The following is a 19,941-nucleotide window of genomic DNA, read 5'->3' as shown; positions in this document are numbered from 1 at the left end:
GGGGGCTTGGCAACGCGAAAAGCTTGTCAATTTGATGAATTAGCCGCAATGCGGCCGCCGTTGACAAGGCCCTGACCGGGCCATATCTCTGCCCGGTCGCGTCCATGGCGATGGCGTTTATTTTGCTGCGTTTTTGGCCGTTGAACCCAGGCTTGCCCAATTCCCACCCATATGGCGGATGACCCCCGCAGTCCGGGCTCTGGCGCCATCAGGCGTCACGGTGAGTTGATAGGCAGGCGGGTGACAACTTCTTGGCTGCAACGCGGTTGAATCGCGAACACAGGAACTAGGCATGATCGGCGCGCTCGCCCGCAAGTTTTTCGGCTCCGCCAACGACCGGCGGGTGAAGGGATATCAGTCCCGCGTCAACGCGATCAACGCGCTGGAGCCGGAGCTCGTCAAGCTCTCCGACGACGAACTCAAGGCCCGCACCGCCGACTTCAAGAAACTGCTTGCTGAGGGCAAGACGCTGGACGACCTCCTGGTCCCCGCCTTCGCCACGGTGCGCGAGGCGGCCAAGCGTACGCTCGGCCAGCGCCATTTCGACGTCCAGCTGATCGGCGGCATGGTGCTGCACGAGGGCGACATCGCCGAGATGAAGACCGGCGAAGGCAAGACGCTGGTGGCAACGCTCGCGGTCTATCTCAATGCGCTCGCCGGCAAGGGCGTCCACGTCGTCACCGTCAACGATTACCTAGCCCGCCGCGACTCCGGCTGGATGGGCCAGATCTACGGCTTCCTCGGTCTGACCACCGGCGTTATCGTCCACGGCCTCGACGATGCCGAGCGCAAGGCGGCCTATGCCTGCGACATCACCTATGGCACCAACAACGAATACGGCTTCGACTATCTGCGCGACAACATGAAGTACCGGCTCGAGGACATGGTCCAGCGGCCGCACTTCTACGCCATCGTCGACGAGGTCGACTCGATCCTGATCGACGAGGCGCGGACGCCGCTGATCATCTCCGGCCCGCTCGACGACCGTTCCGACTTCTACAACACCATCGACTCATTCCTGCCCAAGCTCGACAAGAGCGACTACGACGTCGACGAGAAGCAGCGCACGGTGACGCTCACCGAAGGCGGCATGGAGAAGATCGAGACGCTGCTGCGCGATGCCGGCCAGCTCAAGGGTGACTCGCTCTACGACGTCGAGAACGTCTCCGTCGTGCACCACATCAACCAGGCGCTGCGCGCGCACACTCTGTTCACCCGCGACAAGGATTACATCGTTCGCGACGACGAGGTCGTGATCATCGACGAGTTCACCGGCCGCATGATGCAGGGCCGCCGCTATTCCGAAGGTCTGCACCAGGCGCTGGAAGCCAAAGAACACGTTCAGGTCCAGCCCGAGAACCAGACGCTCGCCTCGATCACCTTCCAGAACTATTTCCGGATGTACGAAAAGCTCGCCGGCATGACCGGCACGGCGCTGACGGAAGCCGACGAGTTGTTCGACATCTACAAGCTCGAGGTCGTGGAGATCCCGACCAATCTGTCGGTAGCCCGTCTGGACGAGGACGACGAGGTCTATCGCACCCAGAACGAGAAGTACGCCGCGATCCTGGCCGAGATCGAGCGCGCCAATGCGCGGCTGCAGCCGGTGCTGGTCGGCACCGCCTCGATCGAAAAGTCGGAAGTGATTGCCGAATATCTCAAGAAGCACGGCTACCGGCAGATCGATTTCGGCAATGAGAATTCGATGCAGAAGTTGTACGCCGCGGCGCGCGCCGGCAAGCCGGCAAAGCTGTTTGCGGTGCTGAACGCGCGCTTCCACGAGCAGGAAGCCTACATCGTCGCCGAAGCGGGCGTTCCCGGCGCGATCACGATCGCGACCAACATGGCCGGCCGTGGTACCGACATCAAGCTCGGCGGCTCGCTCGAAATGCGCATCCAGCAGGAGACCGCGGGCATCGAGGACGAGGCTGAGAAGGCCAGGAAGATCGAGCAGATCAAGGCCGACATCGAGCACTTCCGCGACATCGTGCTGAAGGCCGAGGAGACCGTCGAGATCGAGCCGGCGAAGGGCTCCAAGCCCGCCAAGACCGTGAAGAAGCCCGGCGGCCTCTACATCATCGGCTCCGAGCGTCACGAATCCCGCCGCATCGACAACCAGCTGCGCGGCCGTTCCGGCCGTCAGGGCGACCCCGGCCGCTCGAAGTTCTTCCTGTCGCTGGAAGACGATCTGATGCGCATCTTCGGCTCGGACCGTCTGGACAGCATGCTGCAGCGTCTCGGCCTGCAGGAGGGCGAGGCGATCATCCATCCCTGGATCAACAAGGCACTCGAGAAGGCGCAGCAGAAGGTCGAGGCGCGCAACTTCGACATCCGCAAGAACCTGCTCAAGTTCGACAACGTCCAGAATGACCAGCGCAAGGTGATCTTCGACCAGCGCGTCGACCTGATGAAGGACGACAGCGTCGCCGAGACCGTCACCGACATGCGCCACGCCTTCATCGACGACCTCGTTGCCAAGCACGTGCCCGAGCATGCCTATGCCGAGCAGTGGGACGTCGCCGGCCTGAAGGACGAGCTCAAGCGCGTGCTCGATCTCGACCTGCCGGTCGACGACTGGGCCAAGGAAGAGGGCATCGCCGACGAGGAGCTGCTCAACCGCATCGAGACCAAGGCCGACGAGCACATGGCGGCCAAGGTCGCGCAATGGGGCCCCGACGTGATGCGTTACGTCGAGAAGACCATTCTGCTCCAGACGCTCGACCATCTCTGGCGCGAGCACCTGATCATGCTCGACCATCTGCGCCAGGTCATCGGCCTGCGTGGTTACGGCCAGCGCGATCCGCTGCAGGAGTACAAGACCGAAGCCTTCAATCTCTTCCAGGAGATGAGTGCACACCTGCGAGAGGCCGTCACGGCGCAGCTGATGCGCGTCGAGATCGTCCCGCCGGAGCAGGAAGCGCCCGTCCTGCCGGCGATGGAAGCGCACAAGTTCGACCCGAACACCGGCGAAGACGAGATGGCCCTCGCCAGCGTCACCCTCGCACCGCAGGCGACCGACGCAGCGCTGCGCGACCCGAAGAACCCCGCAAGCTGGGGCAAGGTCGGCCGCAACGAAGACTGCCCGTGCGGTAGCGGCAAGAAGTACAAGCACTGCCACGGGCGGTACGCGTAATAGCTGGCTACGTCGGCGTGAGGCGTGACAACGGCGCCTCACTCTCCACTGTCGTCGCCCGGCTCGACCGGGCGACCCAGTACGCCGCGGCTTCTCGGCTCAGTCACATCAGTCTCTGGAATACTGGATCGCTCGATTCAAGTCGGGCGATGACAGTTGAGTATGTGGTGCGCAACAGCCGCCACGGCACAGTTCTGAGAAAACCGTCACTCGCGGGAATTCGTAGCCCGGATGGAGCGAAGCGTAATCCGGGAGTTCTGTTCCGCGTGCGTGAAAGACCCGGATTGCGCTTCGCTCCATCCGGGCTACGGCTGTGTAGCGAGACGCGCGACCATGCCACTCAATTCGAACTGTCGATCAAGCTCTCCAGCAGCCGCTTGAGCTCGCTCGTCGACTTGTCGCCGTAGCTCTCCAGGATGTGCTCTTCCTGATCCACCGCGAGCGAGTTGAGCTTCTTGCACAGCACCTTGCCGCGGTCGGAGATGAACATCAGCACCTTGCGGCGGTCGTTCGGATCCTGCACGCGATAGACCAGCGTGTCGGAGACCATGCGGTCGATCATCTTGGTCAGCGTCGGATGGTTGAGCAGCACGGCGTCTGCAAGCTCGCCCATCGAATGGCCGTCGCCGTCCGACAGCACTTTCAGGATGCGCCACTGCTCGACGGGAACGCCCTCCTTGCTCAACCGCAGTTCCAGCTGCCGGTTGATCTCCCGGTTGGCTTGCGCGAGCAGATAAGCGAGGTGTTCGGTGATTGGAGCGTTGGATTTTGCCACGGCTAAGACTTCGTCTTGACCCAAATGAGTGAATGTCTTGCAATCAATGCTGCATCTATATGCACTTCAATTGTTGAATATTCAATATTTTCAAAATAGGATGATTGCCCAACAAAAGGGCGGAAGCCGCGGCCGCCTGCTCAATAGGCTTTCAAGTCTGGCACCAGACAGGAGTTGGCGTGCGCGCGACGGTAAACTTCCCGGCTCACGGCGGTCCGGCGTTGCCGCCGTCCTTGCTGTTCAGGAATCTGTCGTCGGCGGCGGCTGACGGTGCGTTGTCGCCGAGCGATCACGCACTCTTCCGGCGTCGCGGTGCCAACAAGCTGCGCATCGGCGGCTTTATCTGCTGCACCGGCTCGCCCGGAGTCTGGGGTCCGTGCGCCACCAACAGCGCGCAGCTCGCCGTCGCCGAGATCAACAAGCGCGGCGGCATTCTCGGCCGCGAGCTTGAGCTGTCGATCTACGATGCCGGCGGGCCGCTCGATGAGGTCCTGAACCGCGCCGAGCAGGCGATCGCGTTCGACGAGGTCGATCTGATTGTGGGCTTGCACACCAGTGCGGTCCGCGTTGGCCTCCGCGACGTCACCACGCGTCATCGCATTCCCTACATCTACACGCCGGTCTACGAGGGTGGCGAGCGCACGCCCGGCGTGATGGCGATCGGCGAGACGCCGCGCTGGCAGAGCCGGCCGTCGATCCACTGGCTTGCCGACGTCAAGAAGGCCTCGCGCTGGTATTTGATCGGCAGCGACTATGTTTGGCCTTGGCAATCGCACCGCGCCGTGAAGAACTACATCAAGGAAACCGGCGGCCACGTCGTCGGCGAGGAATTCGTTCCCCTCGGCGAGGATAATCACGAGCCGCATCTGGCGCGCATCCGCGCCGCGCGGCCGGACGTGGTGCTGATCTCCCTGATCGGCACCGACAGCGTCACCTTCAACCGCGCCTTCGGTGAATGCGGCCTCGGCGCCACGACGCTGCGGCTCGCCGGCGCGATGGACGAGACCGTGCTGCTCGGCATCGGCGCCGACAACAGCGAGAACATGTTCTGCGCCTCCGGCTATTTTTCCTGGATCGGCTCGCGGGCCAATGACGACTTCCAGATCCGCTATCGCGCGATGTTCGGACCGAACGCTCCGCCGATCGGCTCGCTTGGGCAGTCCAGCTATGAGGGTCTGCGCTTCCTCGAAGCTGTCGCGAACAAGGCCGGATCGCTGTCGATGGCGCAGATGCTCGCGGCCGGCCGCAACATCGTCTATGGCGGCGCGCGCGGGCCGGTCACCGTTCGCAATGGACATGCCCGGATGCAGATGTATCTCGCCGAGGCCGACGGCCTCGACTTCAAGCTGATCAAACCCGTCTGAGGGAGCGCGGCAATCCGTGCCCGCGACGTCACAAAATAATACTTGAAAAGGAAAATATTTCCGTTTTGAATGTTTCAGCGAGGCCGGTGGTGCGTGCGTCGCGCCGGGGTGGCCACGCCCAACGTTCGTCTCAAGAAACTTCAGGAGAGCGCCGTGACAGTTGTCCTTCCTACGCCAGCCCAGCTTCGCAGTGTCGCCGAGCAGTGCGGCCTTTCGCTCACCGACGACGACGTCGCCTCGTTCCGTGGCCTGATGCAGGGCTCGATCGAAGCCTACAATCTCGTCGGCGCGATGCCGGACGAGGTGCCGGAGGTGAAATATCCGCGCACGCCCGGCTACCGGCCGTCGGCGGAAGAGAACCCGCGCAACGCCTGGTATCGCAAATCGACCGTGAAGGGCGCCGCCAGCGGCAAGCTCAAGGGCAAGACCGTCGCGCTGAAGGACAACATCATGCTCGCCGGCGTTCCCATGATGAACGGCTCGGCGACGCTGGAAGGTTACGTCCCCGACTTCGACGCCACTGTCGTTACGCGTATCCTCGACGCCGGTGGGGAAATCCTCGGCAAGACTCACTGTGAGTCCTTCTGCATGTCCGGCGGCAGCCACACCGGAGCGGTCGGCGCAGTGCATAATCCCTACAAGATGGGCTATTCCGCCGGCGGCTCGTCCTCGGGCTCAGGCGTCGTCGTCGCGCTCGGCGAGGCCGACATGGCGATGGGTGGCGACCAGGGCGGCTCGATCCGCATGCCGTCCTCGTTCTGTGGCACCTACGGCATGAAGCCGACCTGGGGCCTCGTGCCCTACACCGGCATCATGCCGATCGAGATCTTCGTCGACCATACCGGTCCGATGACGGCGACCGTGGCCGACAACGCGCTCCTGCTCGAAGTGCTCGCCGGCGACGACGGCTACGATCCGCGCATCAAGGCGCCGAAGGTCGAAGAATACACCAAGGCGCTCGGCCAGGGCGTCAAGGGCATGAAGATCGGCATCTTGAAGGAAGGCTTTGAGCAGCCGACCGCCGAAGCCGCCGTCAACGAAAGCGTCCGCGAGGCTGCAAAGCGCTTCAAGGACCTCGGCGCGACCGTCGAGACCGTCTCGATCCCGATGCATCTCGTCGGTCCCGCGATCTGGACCCCGATCGGCACCGAGGGCATGACCCAGACTATGATGTATGGCGACGGTTATGGCCTCAGCCGTGCCGATCTCTATTCGACCTCGCTGATGGACTTCCATCGCGGCTGGCGCCGGCAGGCGGACTCGCTGTCCGAAACGACAAAGCTGTTCCTGTTGCTCGGCACCTACATCAACAACACGTTTGGCCCGCGCTATTACGGCAAGGCGCTCAACATCTCGCGGCGCCTGACCGCGGCTTACGACAAGGCCTTTGGGGATTACGACCTGCTTCTGCTGCCGACCACGCCGATGAAGGCGACGAAGCTGCCGGAGCCGACCGCGAGCCGCGAGGATTACGTCGCCCGCGCGTTGGAGATGATCGCCAACACCGCGCCGTTCGACATCACCCATCATCCCGCGATGTCGCTGCCTTGCGGCATGGTCGACGGCCTCCCCGTCGGCCTGATGCTGGTCGGGCGGATGTTCGAGGAATCCACCATTTACCGCGCCGCGCATGCCTTCGAGCAGGTCGGCGACTGGAAGAAGATGTGAGCGAGACTCTGATGAAGACGGACGGAACGGCATCGCATGGCTAACGCGTTCGTCGCGGCGTTCGAAATCCTGAGCTTCGGCGCGATCATCGTCCTGATCGTGCTGGGGCTCGGGATCATCGCCAGCATGATGGGCATCTTCAACTTCGCGCAGGGCGAGTTCGTCCTGCTCGGGGCCTACATCACCTATCTCGCCTACGCCAAGGGCATGCCGATCTGGGCCGGCATGGTCGCGGCGCCCTTCGTGGTCGGCGCACTCGGCTTCGTGCTGGAGGCGCTGATCATCCGCCGCTTCTACGCCGCGCCGATCGTGGCGATGCTCGGTACCTACGCTCTCGGCCTCATCATCCGCGAGGCCGTGCGCGGCCTGATCGGCGGCTTCTATCTCACCGTGCCCGAGCCGATCGGCGGCTCCATCGATTTCGGCACGATCCACATCTCGGCCTGGCGCTTCACCATCATCGTGATCACGCTGCTGGTCATGGCGGGCTGCTATCTCCTGCTGTCGCGCACCAGCTTTGGCCTGCGCATGCGCGCCACGCTGGAAAATCCGGCGCTGGCGCGTGCCTCCGGCATTTCCACGCCATTGATGTACGGCGCCACGTTTGCCTTCGGCTCGGCGCTCGCCGGCCTCGCCGGTGCGCTGATCGTGCCGGTGTTCAGCCTCTACGCCGATCTCGGCCTGCGCTTCCTGATCCAAGGCTTCGTTGCGGTGATGGTCGGCGGAGTGGGCTCCTTCATCGGACCCGTTGCGGGTGCCGGCGTCATCGGCACGCTCAGCGCCGCGCTGCCGTGGATCATGGCGCCCGTCGTCGCCGACGTCCTCGTCTTCGTTCTCGCCATTGTCTTCATCAAATTCCGGCCACAGGGCCTCATCGCTGGAAAAGGGGTTTAGTCACATGTTCGATCGTACTCAGCTCTCACGCCGCCGCTTTCTCTCCAACTTCGCTTTTGCGTCCGGCGCGGTCGCAACCGGTGTCGGCAGCTGGGTGATCCCTGCGCCCTGGGCCAATGCAGCCGAAGCTCCGATCAAGGTCGGCATCGCGACCGATCTCACCGGCCCGATCGCGTACGCCGGCAACGCCGACGCCAACGTCGCAAAAATGGTGATCAAGGAGATCAATGCGGCCGGCGGCCTGCTCGGCCGTCCGCTCGAGCTCTACATCGAAGACACCGCCTCCAACGAATCCGTCGCCGTCGGCAACGTCCGCAAACTGATCCAGCGCGACAAGGTCGACATGGTTCTGGGCGGCATCACCTCGTCGATGCGCAATGCGATCAAGGACCCGATCGTGGCGCGCGGCAAGACGCTCTACATCTATCCGCAGCTCTACGAAGGCAAGGAGTGCACGCCCTATCTGTTCTGCACCGGGCCGACGCCCGCGCAGCAATGCGACGAGTTCATTCCGTGGCTGATCAAGAACGGCGGCAAGAAGTTCGCGCTGCCAAGCGCCAATTATGTCTGGCCGCACACGCTCAACGTCTATGCCCGCAAGGTGATCGAATCGAACGGCGGTGAGGTCGTGTTCGAGGAGTATTATCCGCTCGACCAGGTAGACTTCTCCGCGACCGTCAACCGCATCATCTCCAACAAGGTCGATGTCGTCTTCAACACCGTCATTCCGCCGGGTGTCGGCCCCTTCTTCAAGCAGCTCTATGAAGCCGGCTTCCTTAAGAACGGCGGCCGTCTCGCCTGCGTCTACTATGACGAGAACACGCTCAACATCAACCAGGCCGCCGAGATCGAGGGTCTCGCGAGCTGTCTCGATTACTTCAAGGTGCTGACCAAGGAGAGCCCATTCGACGCAAAAATCCAGGCGGCTTACGAGAAGGATTTTCCGGGCAACTTCCTGTTCGCGGCGGGCAGCGCGGCCACCGGCACCTATCGCGGCCTGAAGCTGTGGGAGGCCGCGGTGAAGGAAGCCGGCAAGGTTGATCGCGATTCGGTTGCCGCGGCGCTCGATCACGCCAAGATCGCGGAAGGTCCGGGCGGACCGGCCGAGATGGTACCGGGCAAGCGGCACTGCAAGATGAAGATGTACACCGCGGTCGCCAAGGGCGGGAATTACGAGATCGTTGCGCGCAGCAACGGGCTCGTCGATCCCAAGGAATGCTAGGGTAGAATGCCGAAGTCGATGGGCGCAGTGAAGCAGGCGGTCCCCGCCGAGATCGGCGGGGAGGCGGACGCCGTCATGGCTAGCAGCGGAACGGTGGCGAAAGCTGGTGCGGGGCGAAAAGTCCTGCCGATCGTGGAGGGCGTGGTGCTCGTCGCCGCGCTGGCCGCGCCGCTGGTGCTGCAGGACTATCTCACGGTGTTCGCGACGCGCGTGATCATCCTGGCGCTGTTCGCGCTGTCGTTCGACCTGGTCTGGGGCTATGCCGGCATCATGAGCTTTGGCCAGGCCCTGTTCTTCGGCTCGGCCGGCTATGGCGTGGCGCTGCTCGCGCGCGACCTCGACATCACCAACATCTTGCTGGTGCTGCCGGCGGGCACGCTGATCGGCCTCACCGCCGCGCTGCTGCTCGGCGGCTTCCTGCTGCTGGGACGGCATCCCTCCAGCGTGATCTTCGTATCGCTGGGCACGCTCACCGGCTCCTATGCCGCCGACCGACTCGCGCGCGGCTGGTATTATCTCGGGGGCCAGAACGGCATTCCCTCGATCGCGCCGATGTCGCTCGGCGGTTACGAGTTCACGGAAGGGCCGGCCTTCTACTATCTCGTGCTCGGCATCCTCGTGGTGGTCTACCTGCTCTGCCGCTTCCTGGTGCGCTCGCAGTTTGGCCTCGCGCTCGCCGGCCTGCGCGAGAACGAGCAGCGCATCGCCTTCTTCGGCTACAAGGCGCAGCATCTGAAGGCCATCATCTTTGCGATCGGCGGCGCCATCGCAGGCCTCGCCGGCAGCCTCTATGCCTTCCACGAGGGCTTTGTCTGGCCCAACATGGTTGGCGTCGTGGTCTCGACGCAAGTGGTGCTCTACGTCCTGTTCGGCGGCTCCGGCACACTGATCGGCGCCGTCATCGGCACTGTCATCGTCGAAGGCGTCAGCTTCTGGCTGTCGGACAATTATCGCGACATCTGGCCGATCATTTTGGGATTGTTGCTGCTGCTTGTGATCCTGTTCCGGCCGCTCGGCCTGATCAGCTTTGTGCTTGGCGAGCGCGAGCGTGTCGGCAGCTTCGGCGCCAAACCCAAGGAGAGCGTAAAGGAGAAGCGCAATGCTCCTTGAAGCCGCCGGCATCAAAAAAGTCTTCGGCAAGCTCACTGCGCTCGACGGCGCCGCGCTCACCGTCGGCGAGAACGAGTTCCACGGCCTGATCGGCCCGAACGGCTCCGGCAAGAGCACGCTGATGAAGTGCATTGCCGGCGCCGAAGTGCCGACGCAGGGAAAGGTCTCCTTCGTCAACACCGACATCACCGCGTTTACCCCGACGGAGCGCGCGCGGGCCGGCATGAGCCTGAAATTCCAGATCACCAGCGTGCTGCCCTCGCTGACCCTTTACGACAACATCCTGCTCGCGCTGCAGGCGCAGTCCTCGCTGTTCGACCTCGTGTTCTCGCGCACGCGCGGCGCTCTGCACGATCAGGTCATGACCATGCTGACGCAGTTTCGCCTCGCCGATCGCGCTTTCGATGCGGCGGCGGCGCTGTCGCACGGCCAGCAGCAATGGCTGGAGATCGCGATGGCGCTGGCGGGCAAGCCGAAGCTCCTGCTGCTGGACGAGCCGACCGGCGGAATGAGCCTGGAGGAGCGCCGCGTCACCGGCGAACTGCTTCAGCCGATCAAGCAACATTGCTCGCTCGTCATCGTCGAGCACGATCTCGATTTCATCCGCGACATCTGCGATCGGCTGACCGTGCTCGATCAGGGCAAGGTGCTGGCGTCGGGCACCGTGTCCGAGATCCAGGCCAACAAATCCGTCCAGGAGATCTATCTGCGCCGTGCCTGAATTTTTGGACATCAAGCATCTCGACGCCGGCTATGGCCGCAGCCAGGTCCTGTTCGACGTCACCCTCGGCATCCCCTGGCGCGGCGGCGTCGCCGTGCTCGGCCGTAACGGCGCCGGCAAGACCACGCTGATGAAGACCATCGTCGGCGAGCTGCCGGCGTGGAAGGGCGAAGTCGCCTTCGACGGCCGCGATATCAGCCGTCGCCGCACCGAGGAGCGCGTGCGTGCCGGCATCGGCTATGTCCCGCAGGAGCATTCGGTGTTCGCGCGCCTGTCGGTGCGCGACAATCTCGCCGTCGGATCGCTCGCAGCCAGGGATGCGTCCGCCGTCGACCGCGTGCTGACGATCTTCCCCAAACTCGGCCAGCGCCTCGACCAGCCCGCCGGCACCCTCTCCGGCGGCGAGCGCAAGATGCTCGCCATCGGTCGCGCCATGCTGGGCGATCCAAAACTGCTGCTGCTCGACGAGCCGACCGAAGGCGTCTGGATCGGCGTGATCGAGGAGATCACCGAGCGCCTGATCGATCTCGCCAAGGAGATCGCCGTCATCATCGTCGAGCAGCACCTCGACCTCGCGTTGCGTGTCGCCGATTACGCCTATGTGCTCGATCGCGGAAGAGTCGCGCTGCAAGGCGAGGCGGGTGAGGTGAGAGGCAATCCGGAGCTGATGCGGTATCTGGCGCCGTAGGATAGGGCCGCCGTCAGTTTCAGATCTTCACAGCGTACACCCCTGCCAGCTCCGTCATCCTGAGGTGCGAGTGGCGCGATGCCAAGCATCGCGCCGGGAGCCTCGAAGGATGCACGGCCAAGCTGGCAGCCGGGCCGTCGCCCTTCGAGGGCCGCTGAAGAAGCGGCCGCCTCAGGGTGACGGTGAAAGATTGTCGGTCGAGGAGGGAGAACGTTCGCCCTTACTTCACCGCGCCAAAGCGGCTGTCGAACGAGTTCGAGGAGACCACCGGTGCTGCACCGCCTTCTGGCCGCTATCATCGGCGCCGTCGCTCACCGACGGCTTCAGCGCCGGACGCGCCGCGGCTTCTCGGCTTAACGAGCTCCGTTCGGCTCGCTTGATTCCGATCGTTCCCGATTCAATTTTCAAATAGCCACAACATCGCGATCCCGCGGCACACCGTGCCCGGGTTTTTGCCTCGCTCATGCCCTTCGAACCGGAAGGGCGCAGGGAAGACCGGGTACCGGCTGGTACCCACGAGCCCCTGTGCATGATGCGTAGGTAGTCGCTCACAGGGGAAACACAGGTGCAGCCCGATAACCGGCCTTCCCTGCGCAGTGGTTGAAACGGCTTATGTCGCGCTCTCCCCGGGGAGCGATGCACTATTGCCCCCGTCGCCTTGCAGATGGCTGATGCGCCCGTCCGGTCGGACAGCTCACATCACCACAAGACTTGACGCACAGACCCCGGGCGTCAGGACCACACGATTTCGCCGTACGCAGGCTGCGTCTGTCGATAGCGCCGGCCAATCGCTCACGGGGACCACCCGCCCTGCAACCGCCTCGACGCCAACGCCGCCCGCGTCCACCGCAACTCACCCCACGAACCGTGACGATCGCGACCCGCCCCTTCCGGAGGGATGAGATGGTGGGCACAATAAAGTGTTTCGAGATTCGGGTAAATAGAATTATCTTTATCCGAAGGGGTTGCATTGGGGAAATGGGGTGTTTCGCCCGACGGACGGTTAGGTTCTTCCAAAAAAGTCGGAGATCGCCTTATCGCGGTTCGGCCATATAAGCTGCCGGCGTCATGAAGAGCGCATGCTTGAGCGGTGGAGCTATCTCGAACATCTGCGCGCGGTTACGAAAGTGAAAGACACGCCGGATCCGGTACTTGTCACTTTGCTGCGCTGAAACTTCCACTTCTCGCCTCGTGAGCCAAAACGCCGTTCGTTCATGCCCGCACGTTGTCTTGATTTCCAATAGCCGCTCTTGGCCGTCAGCCTCAAAGGACCGGACGTCGTATCCGTAGCCGTCGCCGTCCAGGTCAGAAACCCAGCGAACCCTCTCTGCGAGGTCTTCACGTCCGGCGAGTCGCAAACGGTCGCGCTCGAATTCCACGACAAATTTTTCGCCGGCTTTCCCCAAGCTGCGATTCTGCGCATCGCGCTCGGCGGGATCGAATTTCCCGACCAGTCGGCGTACGGCCGGCGTCAGCGCCTTGTCGAAGTCTGGAGCAAACGGTGGTGCAACAAAAACGAGATCGTCGTTGAGCGTCAGCGGTCGAGTGTCGGTCATCGCAGGGTAAAGGAAATCCGGCGTCCGGCTGACGTTGCGCTCGACTGCAGCCACCAGGGCATCCTGATAATGCGCCAAGGGCTTGTAGCCATTGATCCACGGAGCTCCGAGCATATCGAGAACAGCGGAGATGTTTTGGAGCTTTCGCTCGATTGACCCTTCAGAGCGATGGACAGTGGTTAAGAGCTGTCGCCTATTTTGCGCTTTGCTGTAAGCCGCGCCTGCTCTCTCGAGAGCCAACATCCGAAAATAGCTGTCAACGACGGTGGAGATCTCGCTCTCCGTCCACGGTGTTCCGGCGACCCCTTCAGCGTGTTCCCGATCCAAGTCTCGGTTCCTCAGATCTTGATGGTATCAGTGAGGGGGACGAGACGTAATCTAGCTGCTTAACACGCGGGACGAGCGGATTTTCGTCGGAGACTAAGTCGATCCTTACTTCACCGCGCCAAACCGGCTGTCGAACGAGTTCGACGAGACCACCGGTGCTGCACCGGCCATCTGGCCGCTATCACCGGCGCCGTCGCTCACCGACGGCTTCAGCGCCGGACGCGTCGCGGCGAGGCGGGTGTCGGGCCGCTGCGGCTTCGGCGCCTCGGCGGGCTTGGTGGCGGCGACGGCCGGTTTCGGCGCATCCTTTGCGGCGTCCTTGGACTTGTCGTGGCCTGGCACGAAGCGGGTCACTGCGGCCTTCAGCCGGGATGCTGCGGTCGGCGGCGTCGTGGCCGGGGTTGCGGACGCGGCAGCTTGCGGCGGAGGCGTGGTCGCCGTGGTGTCGGCGGTGCCGAGGCCCATCTTGCGGCCGAGATTGGAGAAGAAGCCGCCGCCTTCAGACTTCTCGGCCGGCGCGGCTGCGGCGACACGGGTGTTGGCGGCGGGCGCGCTGACGGCGACGACCGGCTCCTGTTGCGGCGCGGCTGCGACCGCCTCGAGATTCGGCTTGGGCGGATTGACGTGGCCGGGGATCGTGCCTGGCGCCTTCGCCATCGCCAGCATCTGCAAGGTCGAGCCTTCGGCTTCCTCCGACAGGCCGGTCGAGCCTTCCGGAATCTTCGCGGCAAAAATCTTGTTCATGCCGCCGTCGATGCCGGTGTTCATGCGCGCCATCGGCGTGCCCTTGGCAACGAGCTTGGCGTAGGCGGTATCGTCTTGCTGCTGCTTCTCGCGCACGGCGCTGGCGATGTCTTCGGGGATCACATAGGCCGGGCACTTGGCCGAGGCGTCGAACACCGGATCGCGCTTGGCGTCGGGCGTCTTCGCTGCGTCGAAGACGTACTTCTTCTCGCAGAAATCGACCTTCGGCTCCTGCCGCGTCACCTCGAAATGATCATAGCCTTCCTTGATCATCTTCCAGAACGCCATGTTCGGATTGTTCCGGTGCTTGGCCATGTTCACCGGCGTCATCTTGAACGGATAGGCCTGCAGCTGGAACGCCTTCTGGCCGCCGAAGAAGGACTCGCGGCCGAGCGAATAGATCTCGGCGATCTGCTCGTCCGTCATCGCGTAGCAGCCGCGCGACGAGCAATCGCCATGCACCATCAGCTGCGAGCCGGTACGGCCGAGCGCTTTGTCAAACGCGTTCGGATAGCCCGTGTTGAACGACAGGTAATAGGCCGACTGCGGATTCATCTGGCTCGGATTGATCGAGTAGAATCCTTCCGGCGCCTGGCGGTCGCCTTCGCGCACCTTCGGTCCGAGGTCGCCGGACCAGCGGCAGATCGGATAGGTCTTGAGCAGCGCGAACTGGCCGTTGCGGGCCTGCTTCCAGACCTCGAGCTCGGCCTCCTGCTTGAACAGGCGCACCAGGATCGGTGATTGCAGATCCATGTCCTTCTCGACCATCGCGGCGAGAAGCTTTGGCGGCACCGGCTGGTTGGCCTTGGCGTTGGTCGCGAGCGAAACCTGATCGGTGTCGCAGCCGGTCAGCAGAACGCCGGCCGTCATCAGCGCAACCGAAGCCAAGAGCGCGCGAGCAAGCGTACGAGAAATCAAGATGGACCCCACACCGTGCCGGGCAGAGAGCGCGAACCCCAATTCGTTAGAGCATGATCCGACCGGACAACCGGGCCCGTCACGACGGGTTTTTCGCAACCATGCTCCAGCGCTTATGCCCTGAAGCCATTGATTAAAATTCTAACCTCTGGGTCATGCGGTCGCAACCCGAGCGGGGATCACGAGCCCGTTGGCCCAGTGGCATGGTCAACAGACGCTAAATGGACGCGACTTTGGGCCGTACTTGGGCTTTTCGGCCCGGACCGGACTCAGATCGCCGATTTGGGCAAAAAAAGGGTTAACGGGGCGTTACCGGGGTGGTTTGGGGCGGTCTCTCGTGCCCCGGACGCGGCGCAGCGCGTCAGCGGTGCTACGCAGAGCCGGGGCCCAGCCTGGGAGATGGGTCCCGGCTCTGCGGAGCGTCACTTCGTGCCGCACCGCGTCCGGGACACCGGAATCAGCCCGAATCAGCCCAGTTTCCGGCCGATATCGAGGAATTTCTGCCGCCGCTGCTTGCGGATGGCGTCGCCGTCGAGGCCCCGGAGCTCGTCAAAGGCCTTGGCGATGGCGTCGCCGGTGGTGGCGATCATGGCGGCGGGGTCGCGGTGGGCGCCGCCGACCGGCTCCTTCAGGATGGCGTCGATCACCCCGAAGCGGAGCATGTCCTGGGCGGTGATCTTCATGTTGTTGGCGGCTTCCTGCGCCTTGGAGCCGTCGCGCCAGAGGATGGAGGAGGCGGCTTCCGGCGAGATCACGCTGTAGATCGCGTGCTCCAGCATCAACACCTTGTTGGCGGTGGTGATGGCGATGGCGCCGCCCGACATGCCCTCGCCGGTGATGATGGCGACGTTCGGCACGGTCAGCGCCATGCAGGCATCGGTCGAGCGCGCGATCGCCTCGGCCTGGCCGCGCTCCTCGGCGCCGATGCCGGGATAGGCGCCGGCGGAATCGGCGAGCGACAGCACGGGCAGGCCGAACCGCTCGGCCATCTCCATCAGCCGCACGCATTTGCGATAGCCCTCGGGCCGCGCCATGCCGAAATTGTGCCGGATGCGGCTCTCGGTGGAATCGCCCTTCTCCTGGCCCATCACGCAGATCGGCTCGCCGCGGAAGCGGCCGAAGCCGGCGACCAGCGCCTCGTCCTCGCCGAACTTGCGGTCGCCGGCGAGCGGGGTGAATTCGGTGATCAGGCCCTTGATGAAGTCGTTGAAATGCGGCCGCTGCGGATGCCGCGCGACCAGCGTCTTCTGCCACGGCGTCAGGTTTTGATAGAGGTCGGCCAGCGCCTGCGCCGCCTTGTCCTCGATCCGTCCGATCTCCTCGGCGATGTCGGTGCCGGAGGCAGCTAACGTCCTGAGCTCGTCGACCTTGGAGTCGAGCTCGGCGACGGGCTTTTCGAAGTCGAGATAGCTGCGCATCTGGTCTGGCATCAACTCAATATAGGGGGACGGGGCGAGAGAGCGAAGCGAGGTTGGGGCCGCGGAAAGAAATGTAGCGTCTTCAATGAGTTGGCTTGTGCGCTCCCGGGAGCCCGCCAAATCATGCGTGAGGCCACGGCTCTTTCTGCGGAGATGTGGCCGAAGTCAAGGCGGTTTCGTTCCCTCCGCTGTCGTCCGCTTAGCTCGTAGCCCGGATGAGCGGAGCGATATCCGGGGATAGGTCGTGCCTCAGGCACCGATCCCGGATGTCGCTGCGTTCATCCGGGCTACGAAAGCTGCGTCCGGGGCTCCAAGCCTGTTTACTTCTCCGCCAGCGGGTGCAGGTCGCGCACCAGGCTCTTCAGCCGTTCCTCGACCACATGGGTGTAGATCTGCGTGGTCGAGATGTCGGTGTGGCCGAGCAGGGTCTGCACGATGCGCAAATCCGCGCCGTTGTGCAGGAGGTGGCTGGCGAAGGCGTGACGCAGCACGTGCGGGGAGACCAGCCGGGCCTGCAGCCCCGAGGCGACCGCGAGCTCCTTCAGATCGCGGGCAAAATGCTGCCGCGTGAGATGTCCGCTCTCGCCGAAGGAAGGAAACAGCCATTTCGCAGCGGCGAGGCTGTCTTTCTTCTTCTCTGTCTTCGCGGCTTCCGTTGCGCCGAGATAATCCGCCATCGCCTGCCGCGAGACGTCGTTCAGAGGCACCAGGCGTTCCTTGTTGCCCTTGCCGCGCACCACGATCATGCGGGCGTCGCGTTTGGCCGCCGAGCGCGGCAGCGCCACCAGCTCGGAGACGCGCAGGCCGGTGGCGTAGAGCACCTCGAGCAGGCAATAGAGCCGCAAGGCGCGCAGCCGCTTCGAAGCTGAGGCATCTTCCGCCTCGCTCAATTCCTTGGCGCGGCGGAGCATGCGGTCGACGTCCGCGATCGACAGCACCTTCGGCAGCCCGCGGCCGCGCTTGGGGCCGGACAGGATCGCCGCGGGATCATCGCCGCGGATGCGCTCGTTCAGGAGGAAGCGGTAGAGATGCCGCATCGCCGACAGCCGCCGCGCGACGCTGGTGGATTTGAAGCCGCGGGTATCGAGATCGGCGAGATAATCGCGCAGCGTCTGCGTCTCGGCGTCCGCAAACGTATGACCGACGCGGCCCAAAAATTCCGAGAAATCGGTGAGATCGCGGCGGTAGGCATCGAGCGTGTTGGGGCCGGCGCCTTGTTCCGCCGCGAGCATGTCGAGGAACAGGCCGGTGAGCTTGGCATCTGAGGGCTTTGCGCGCATGCCCCGAGGCTAGCTCCTATTTCTTGAGAAACTTATCCGGCGGGATCGTCACCGTCATTTCCCGCGACTTGGGGCTCACGAAATTCGCCAGCGCGAACACGACGCCATAGACGATGCCGGCGATCACGGCGACGACCGTCAGGAAGCGGAACAGGCTGGGCATCGGGAAGGGTCTCGACGAGGTCTCAGGTTTGCAAATTAACCAATGAAATCATCCAACATGTTCGCCGTTTCGTGGCAAGAGTCCTCTGGCGAGGCCCCTTGTGGGGTCGTATAGGTGGCCCAGATGCCGCCTTTGGCGGCAGATTGAGCGAGATCCAATCGAGCGAAATAATGTCCGACGCCGCCCTGCCGATACCAGCTTCCCCCGAGGCCGACATCCTGTCGGCGCTCGGGGCGCGCTCGATCGTGCTCGTCGGCATGATGGGGGTGGGCAAATCCACCATCGGCCGCCGCATGGCCGCCCGTCTCAAGCTGCCCTTCGTCGACGCCGATACCGAGATCGAGGCGGCGGCCGGCATGACCATACCGGAGATCTTCGAGCGTCACGGCGAGGCGCATTTCCGCGACGGCGAGGCCCGCGTGATCGCGCGCCTGCTCGACGGCGGCCCGGTGGTGCTGGCAACCGGCGGCGGCGCCTTCATGCGCGAGGAGACGCGGACCCGCATCGCGGCGAAGGCGATCTCGATCTGGCTCAGGGCCGATCACGACGTCATCATGCGCCGCGTCCGCCGCCGTGCCGACCGTCCGCTGCTCCAGACGCCAGATCCCGAGGGAACCGTGACGCGCCTGCTCACCGAGCGCGAGCCGGTCTATGGCAAGGCCGACCTCACCATCGCCTCGCGCGACGTGCCGCACGACAAGATCGTCGAGGAGTGCATCGAGACGCTGCACGCCCATCTCTGCGGCGAGCAATCCGCACCCCAACCACCTGCCGACGTCGCGAGTGCCGTACGATGACTGCGCCCCTGAAACATTTCGATCCTGTCAACGTCGACGTCGCGCTCGGCGATCGCGCCTATGAGATCGTCATTGGCCGCGGCGTGCTGGCTTCGCTCGGCGAACGGATCGCCGCTCTGCGCCCCGGCGTGCGCACCGCGATCGTGACGGATCGCACCGTCGCAAAATACTGGCTCGAGCCGACGGAAGCCGCGCTTGCAGCCAGCGGCATTCCGACCTCGCGCGTCGTGGTCGAGGAAGGCGAGATCTCGAAAACCTATGCGGGCCTGGAAAAAGTCAGCGAGGCCCTGATCGCCGCCAGGATCGAGCGCAACGATCTCGTCATCGCGCTCGGCGGCGGCGTTGTCGGCGACCTCGCCGGCTTTGCGGCCGCGATCCTGCGCCGCGGCATCGATTTCGTGCAGGTGCCGACCTCGCTACTGGCGCAGGTCGATTCTAGCGTCGGCGGCAAGACCGGCATCAACTCGCCCCAGGGCAAGAATTTGCTCGGCGCCTTCCACCAGCCGGTGCTTGTCATTGCCGACACCGCCGTGCTCGACACGCTATCGCCGCGGCAGTTCCGCGCCGGCTATGCCGAGGTTGCCAAATACGGCGTGCTCGGCGACGCGGCCTTCTTCTCCTGGCTGGAAAAGAACCATTCCGACATCTTCAAGGGCGGCTCGGCGCGCGAGCATGCGATCGCGACCTCCTGCCGCGCCAAGGCCGGTGTCGTCTCGCGCGACGAGCGCGAGACCGGCGAGCGCGCGCTGCTCAACCTTGGCCACACCTTCGGCCACGCGCTGGAAGCGGCGACCGGCTTCTCCGACCGTCTGTTCCACGGCGAGGGCGTGTCGATCGGCATGACCTTGGCGGCGCAGTTCTCGGCGCAGCTCGGCATGATCGGCGAGGCCGAGGCGGCGCGCGTCGAGCGGCATCTGATCGAGGCCGGCCTGCCGACGCGCCTGCAGGACATCGCGGGCTTTGCGCAGGAAGGGCTCGCCGATGCCGACGCGCTGATGGCGCTGATGGCGCAGGACAAGAAGGTCAAGCGTGGCAAGCTCACCTTCATCCTGCTGGAAGCGGTGGGGCGCGCCGTCATCGCCAAGGACGTCGAGCCGACCCCGGTGCGCGATTTCCTGAAGGACAAGCTCGCCCTCAAGGCGTGATACGCGGCTCTGTTGAGT

Annotated in this window: 16 protein-coding genes; 10 read left to right on the top strand and 6 right to left on the bottom strand. The window is 64.1% G+C overall.

Features of this window, described 5'->3' with window-relative positions:
• Window positions 1–292 precede the first annotated feature (292 nt).
• Entirely contained in the window at window positions 293–3,133 is a 2,841-nt protein-coding gene (gene secA / locus RAD16_RS15685) for a preprotein translocase subunit SecA (protein ID WP_458158779.1), read from the top strand.
• A 340-nt stretch (window positions 3,134–3,473) separates the two neighbouring features.
• Here secA and RAD16_RS15680 read toward each other — a convergent pair whose 3' ends face one another.
• Window positions 3,474–3,908 carry a MarR family winged helix-turn-helix transcriptional regulator gene (locus RAD16_RS15680; RefSeq protein WP_057747431.1) on the bottom strand — a complete coding sequence of 145 codons (435 nt, stop codon included), beginning with the start codon at window positions 3,906–3,908 and terminating at the stop codon, window positions 3,474–3,476.
• Between the two features lie 179 nt (window positions 3,909–4,087).
• On the opposite strand from RAD16_RS15680, the gene RAD16_RS15675 reads away from it, so the two are divergent.
• The 7 genes from RAD16_RS15675 to RAD16_RS15645 all read left to right on the top strand — a co-directional run bounded on the left by RAD16_RS15675 (window position 4,088) and on the right by RAD16_RS15645 (window position 11,575).
• On the top strand, window positions 4,088–5,272 hold the full coding sequence (locus RAD16_RS15675; RefSeq protein ID WP_458158778.1) for a substrate-binding domain-containing protein: 1,185 nt from the start codon (window positions 4,088–4,090) through the stop codon (window positions 5,270–5,272).
• 153 nt (window positions 5,273–5,425) lie between these two features.
• Window positions 5,426–6,940 (top strand): amidase, encoded by a 1,515-nt coding sequence (locus tag RAD16_RS15670; RefSeq protein ID WP_458158777.1) that lies wholly within the window; start codon window positions 5,426–5,428, stop codon window positions 6,938–6,940.
• Between the two features lie 36 nt (window positions 6,941–6,976).
• On the top strand, window positions 6,977–7,834 hold the full coding sequence (locus RAD16_RS15665) for a branched-chain amino acid ABC transporter permease (RefSeq protein ID WP_326896455.1): 858 nt from the start codon (window positions 6,977–6,979) through the stop codon (window positions 7,832–7,834).
• Between the two features lie 4 nt (window positions 7,835–7,838).
• Window positions 7,839–9,056: a substrate-binding protein gene (locus RAD16_RS15660; RefSeq protein WP_458158776.1), complete on the top strand. Its 1,218-nt coding sequence runs from the start codon at window positions 7,839–7,841 to the stop codon at window positions 9,054–9,056.
• 6 nt (window positions 9,057–9,062) lie between these two features.
• Window positions 9,063–10,166 (top strand): branched-chain amino acid ABC transporter permease, encoded by a 1,104-nt coding sequence (locus RAD16_RS15655; RefSeq protein WP_458158775.1) that lies wholly within the window; start codon window positions 9,063–9,065, stop codon window positions 10,164–10,166.
• The gene (locus RAD16_RS15650) at window positions 10,156–10,887 is read left to right on the top strand and encodes an ABC transporter ATP-binding protein (RefSeq protein WP_458158774.1); all 732 of its coding nucleotides are present in this window, start codon (window positions 10,156–10,158) and stop codon (window positions 10,885–10,887) included. Before RAD16_RS15655 ends, RAD16_RS15650 begins: the two co-directional genes overlap by 11 nt.
• The gene (locus RAD16_RS15645) at window positions 10,880–11,575 is read left to right on the top strand and encodes an ABC transporter ATP-binding protein (protein ID WP_458158773.1); all 696 of its coding nucleotides are present in this window, start codon (window positions 10,880–10,882) and stop codon (window positions 11,573–11,575) included. The genes RAD16_RS15650 and RAD16_RS15645 overlap by 8 nt, the downstream gene beginning before the upstream one ends.
• A 1,034-nt stretch (window positions 11,576–12,609) precedes the next feature.
• On the opposite strand, the gene RAD16_RS15640 is transcribed toward RAD16_RS15645, so the two are convergent.
• The 5 genes from RAD16_RS15640 to RAD16_RS15620 all read right to left on the bottom strand — a co-directional run bounded on the left by RAD16_RS15640 (window position 12,610) and on the right by RAD16_RS15620 (window position 17,981).
• Complete coding sequence (locus tag RAD16_RS15640; protein WP_458158771.1) at window positions 12,610–13,458, bottom strand: DUF3883 domain-containing protein; 849 nt, start codon at window positions 13,456–13,458, stop codon at window positions 12,610–12,612.
• A 105-nt stretch (window positions 13,459–13,563) separates the two neighbouring features.
• Window positions 13,564–15,072, bottom strand: a complete 1,509-nt coding sequence (locus RAD16_RS15635; RefSeq protein WP_458158770.1) for a L,D-transpeptidase family protein — start codon at window positions 15,070–15,072, stop codon at window positions 13,564–13,566.
• 515 nt (window positions 15,073–15,587) lie between these two features.
• Window positions 15,588–16,550, bottom strand: a complete 963-nt coding sequence (locus tag RAD16_RS15630; RefSeq protein WP_458158769.1) for an acetyl-CoA carboxylase carboxyltransferase subunit alpha — start codon at window positions 16,548–16,550, stop codon at window positions 15,588–15,590.
• Between the two features lie 308 nt (window positions 16,551–16,858).
• A complete protein-coding gene (xerD, locus tag RAD16_RS15625; RefSeq protein ID WP_458158768.1) occupies window positions 16,859–17,818 on the bottom strand; it encodes a site-specific tyrosine recombinase XerD in 960 nt (319 codons plus the stop codon).
• Between the two features lie 16 nt (window positions 17,819–17,834).
• Window positions 17,835–17,981 (bottom strand): hypothetical protein, encoded by a 147-nt coding sequence (locus tag RAD16_RS15620; protein WP_014439243.1) that lies wholly within the window; start codon window positions 17,979–17,981, stop codon window positions 17,835–17,837.
• Between the two features lie 170 nt (window positions 17,982–18,151).
• Between RAD16_RS15620 and RAD16_RS15615 the strand changes: the two genes are divergently transcribed.
• Entirely contained in the window at window positions 18,152–18,778 is a 627-nt protein-coding gene (locus tag RAD16_RS15615; protein WP_458158767.1) for a shikimate kinase, read from the top strand.
• On the top strand, window positions 18,775–19,923 hold the full coding sequence (aroB, locus tag RAD16_RS15610) for a 3-dehydroquinate synthase (protein ID WP_458158766.1): 1,149 nt from the start codon (window positions 18,775–18,777) through the stop codon (window positions 19,921–19,923). Before RAD16_RS15615 ends, aroB begins: the two co-directional genes overlap by 4 nt.
• Window positions 19,924–19,941 lie beyond the last annotated feature (18 nt).

The organism is Bradyrhizobium sp. 18BD, from assembly GCF_054185225.1.
Note: the sequence above shows the minus strand (reverse complement) of the source record. Positions and strands in the feature narration are given on the sequence as shown.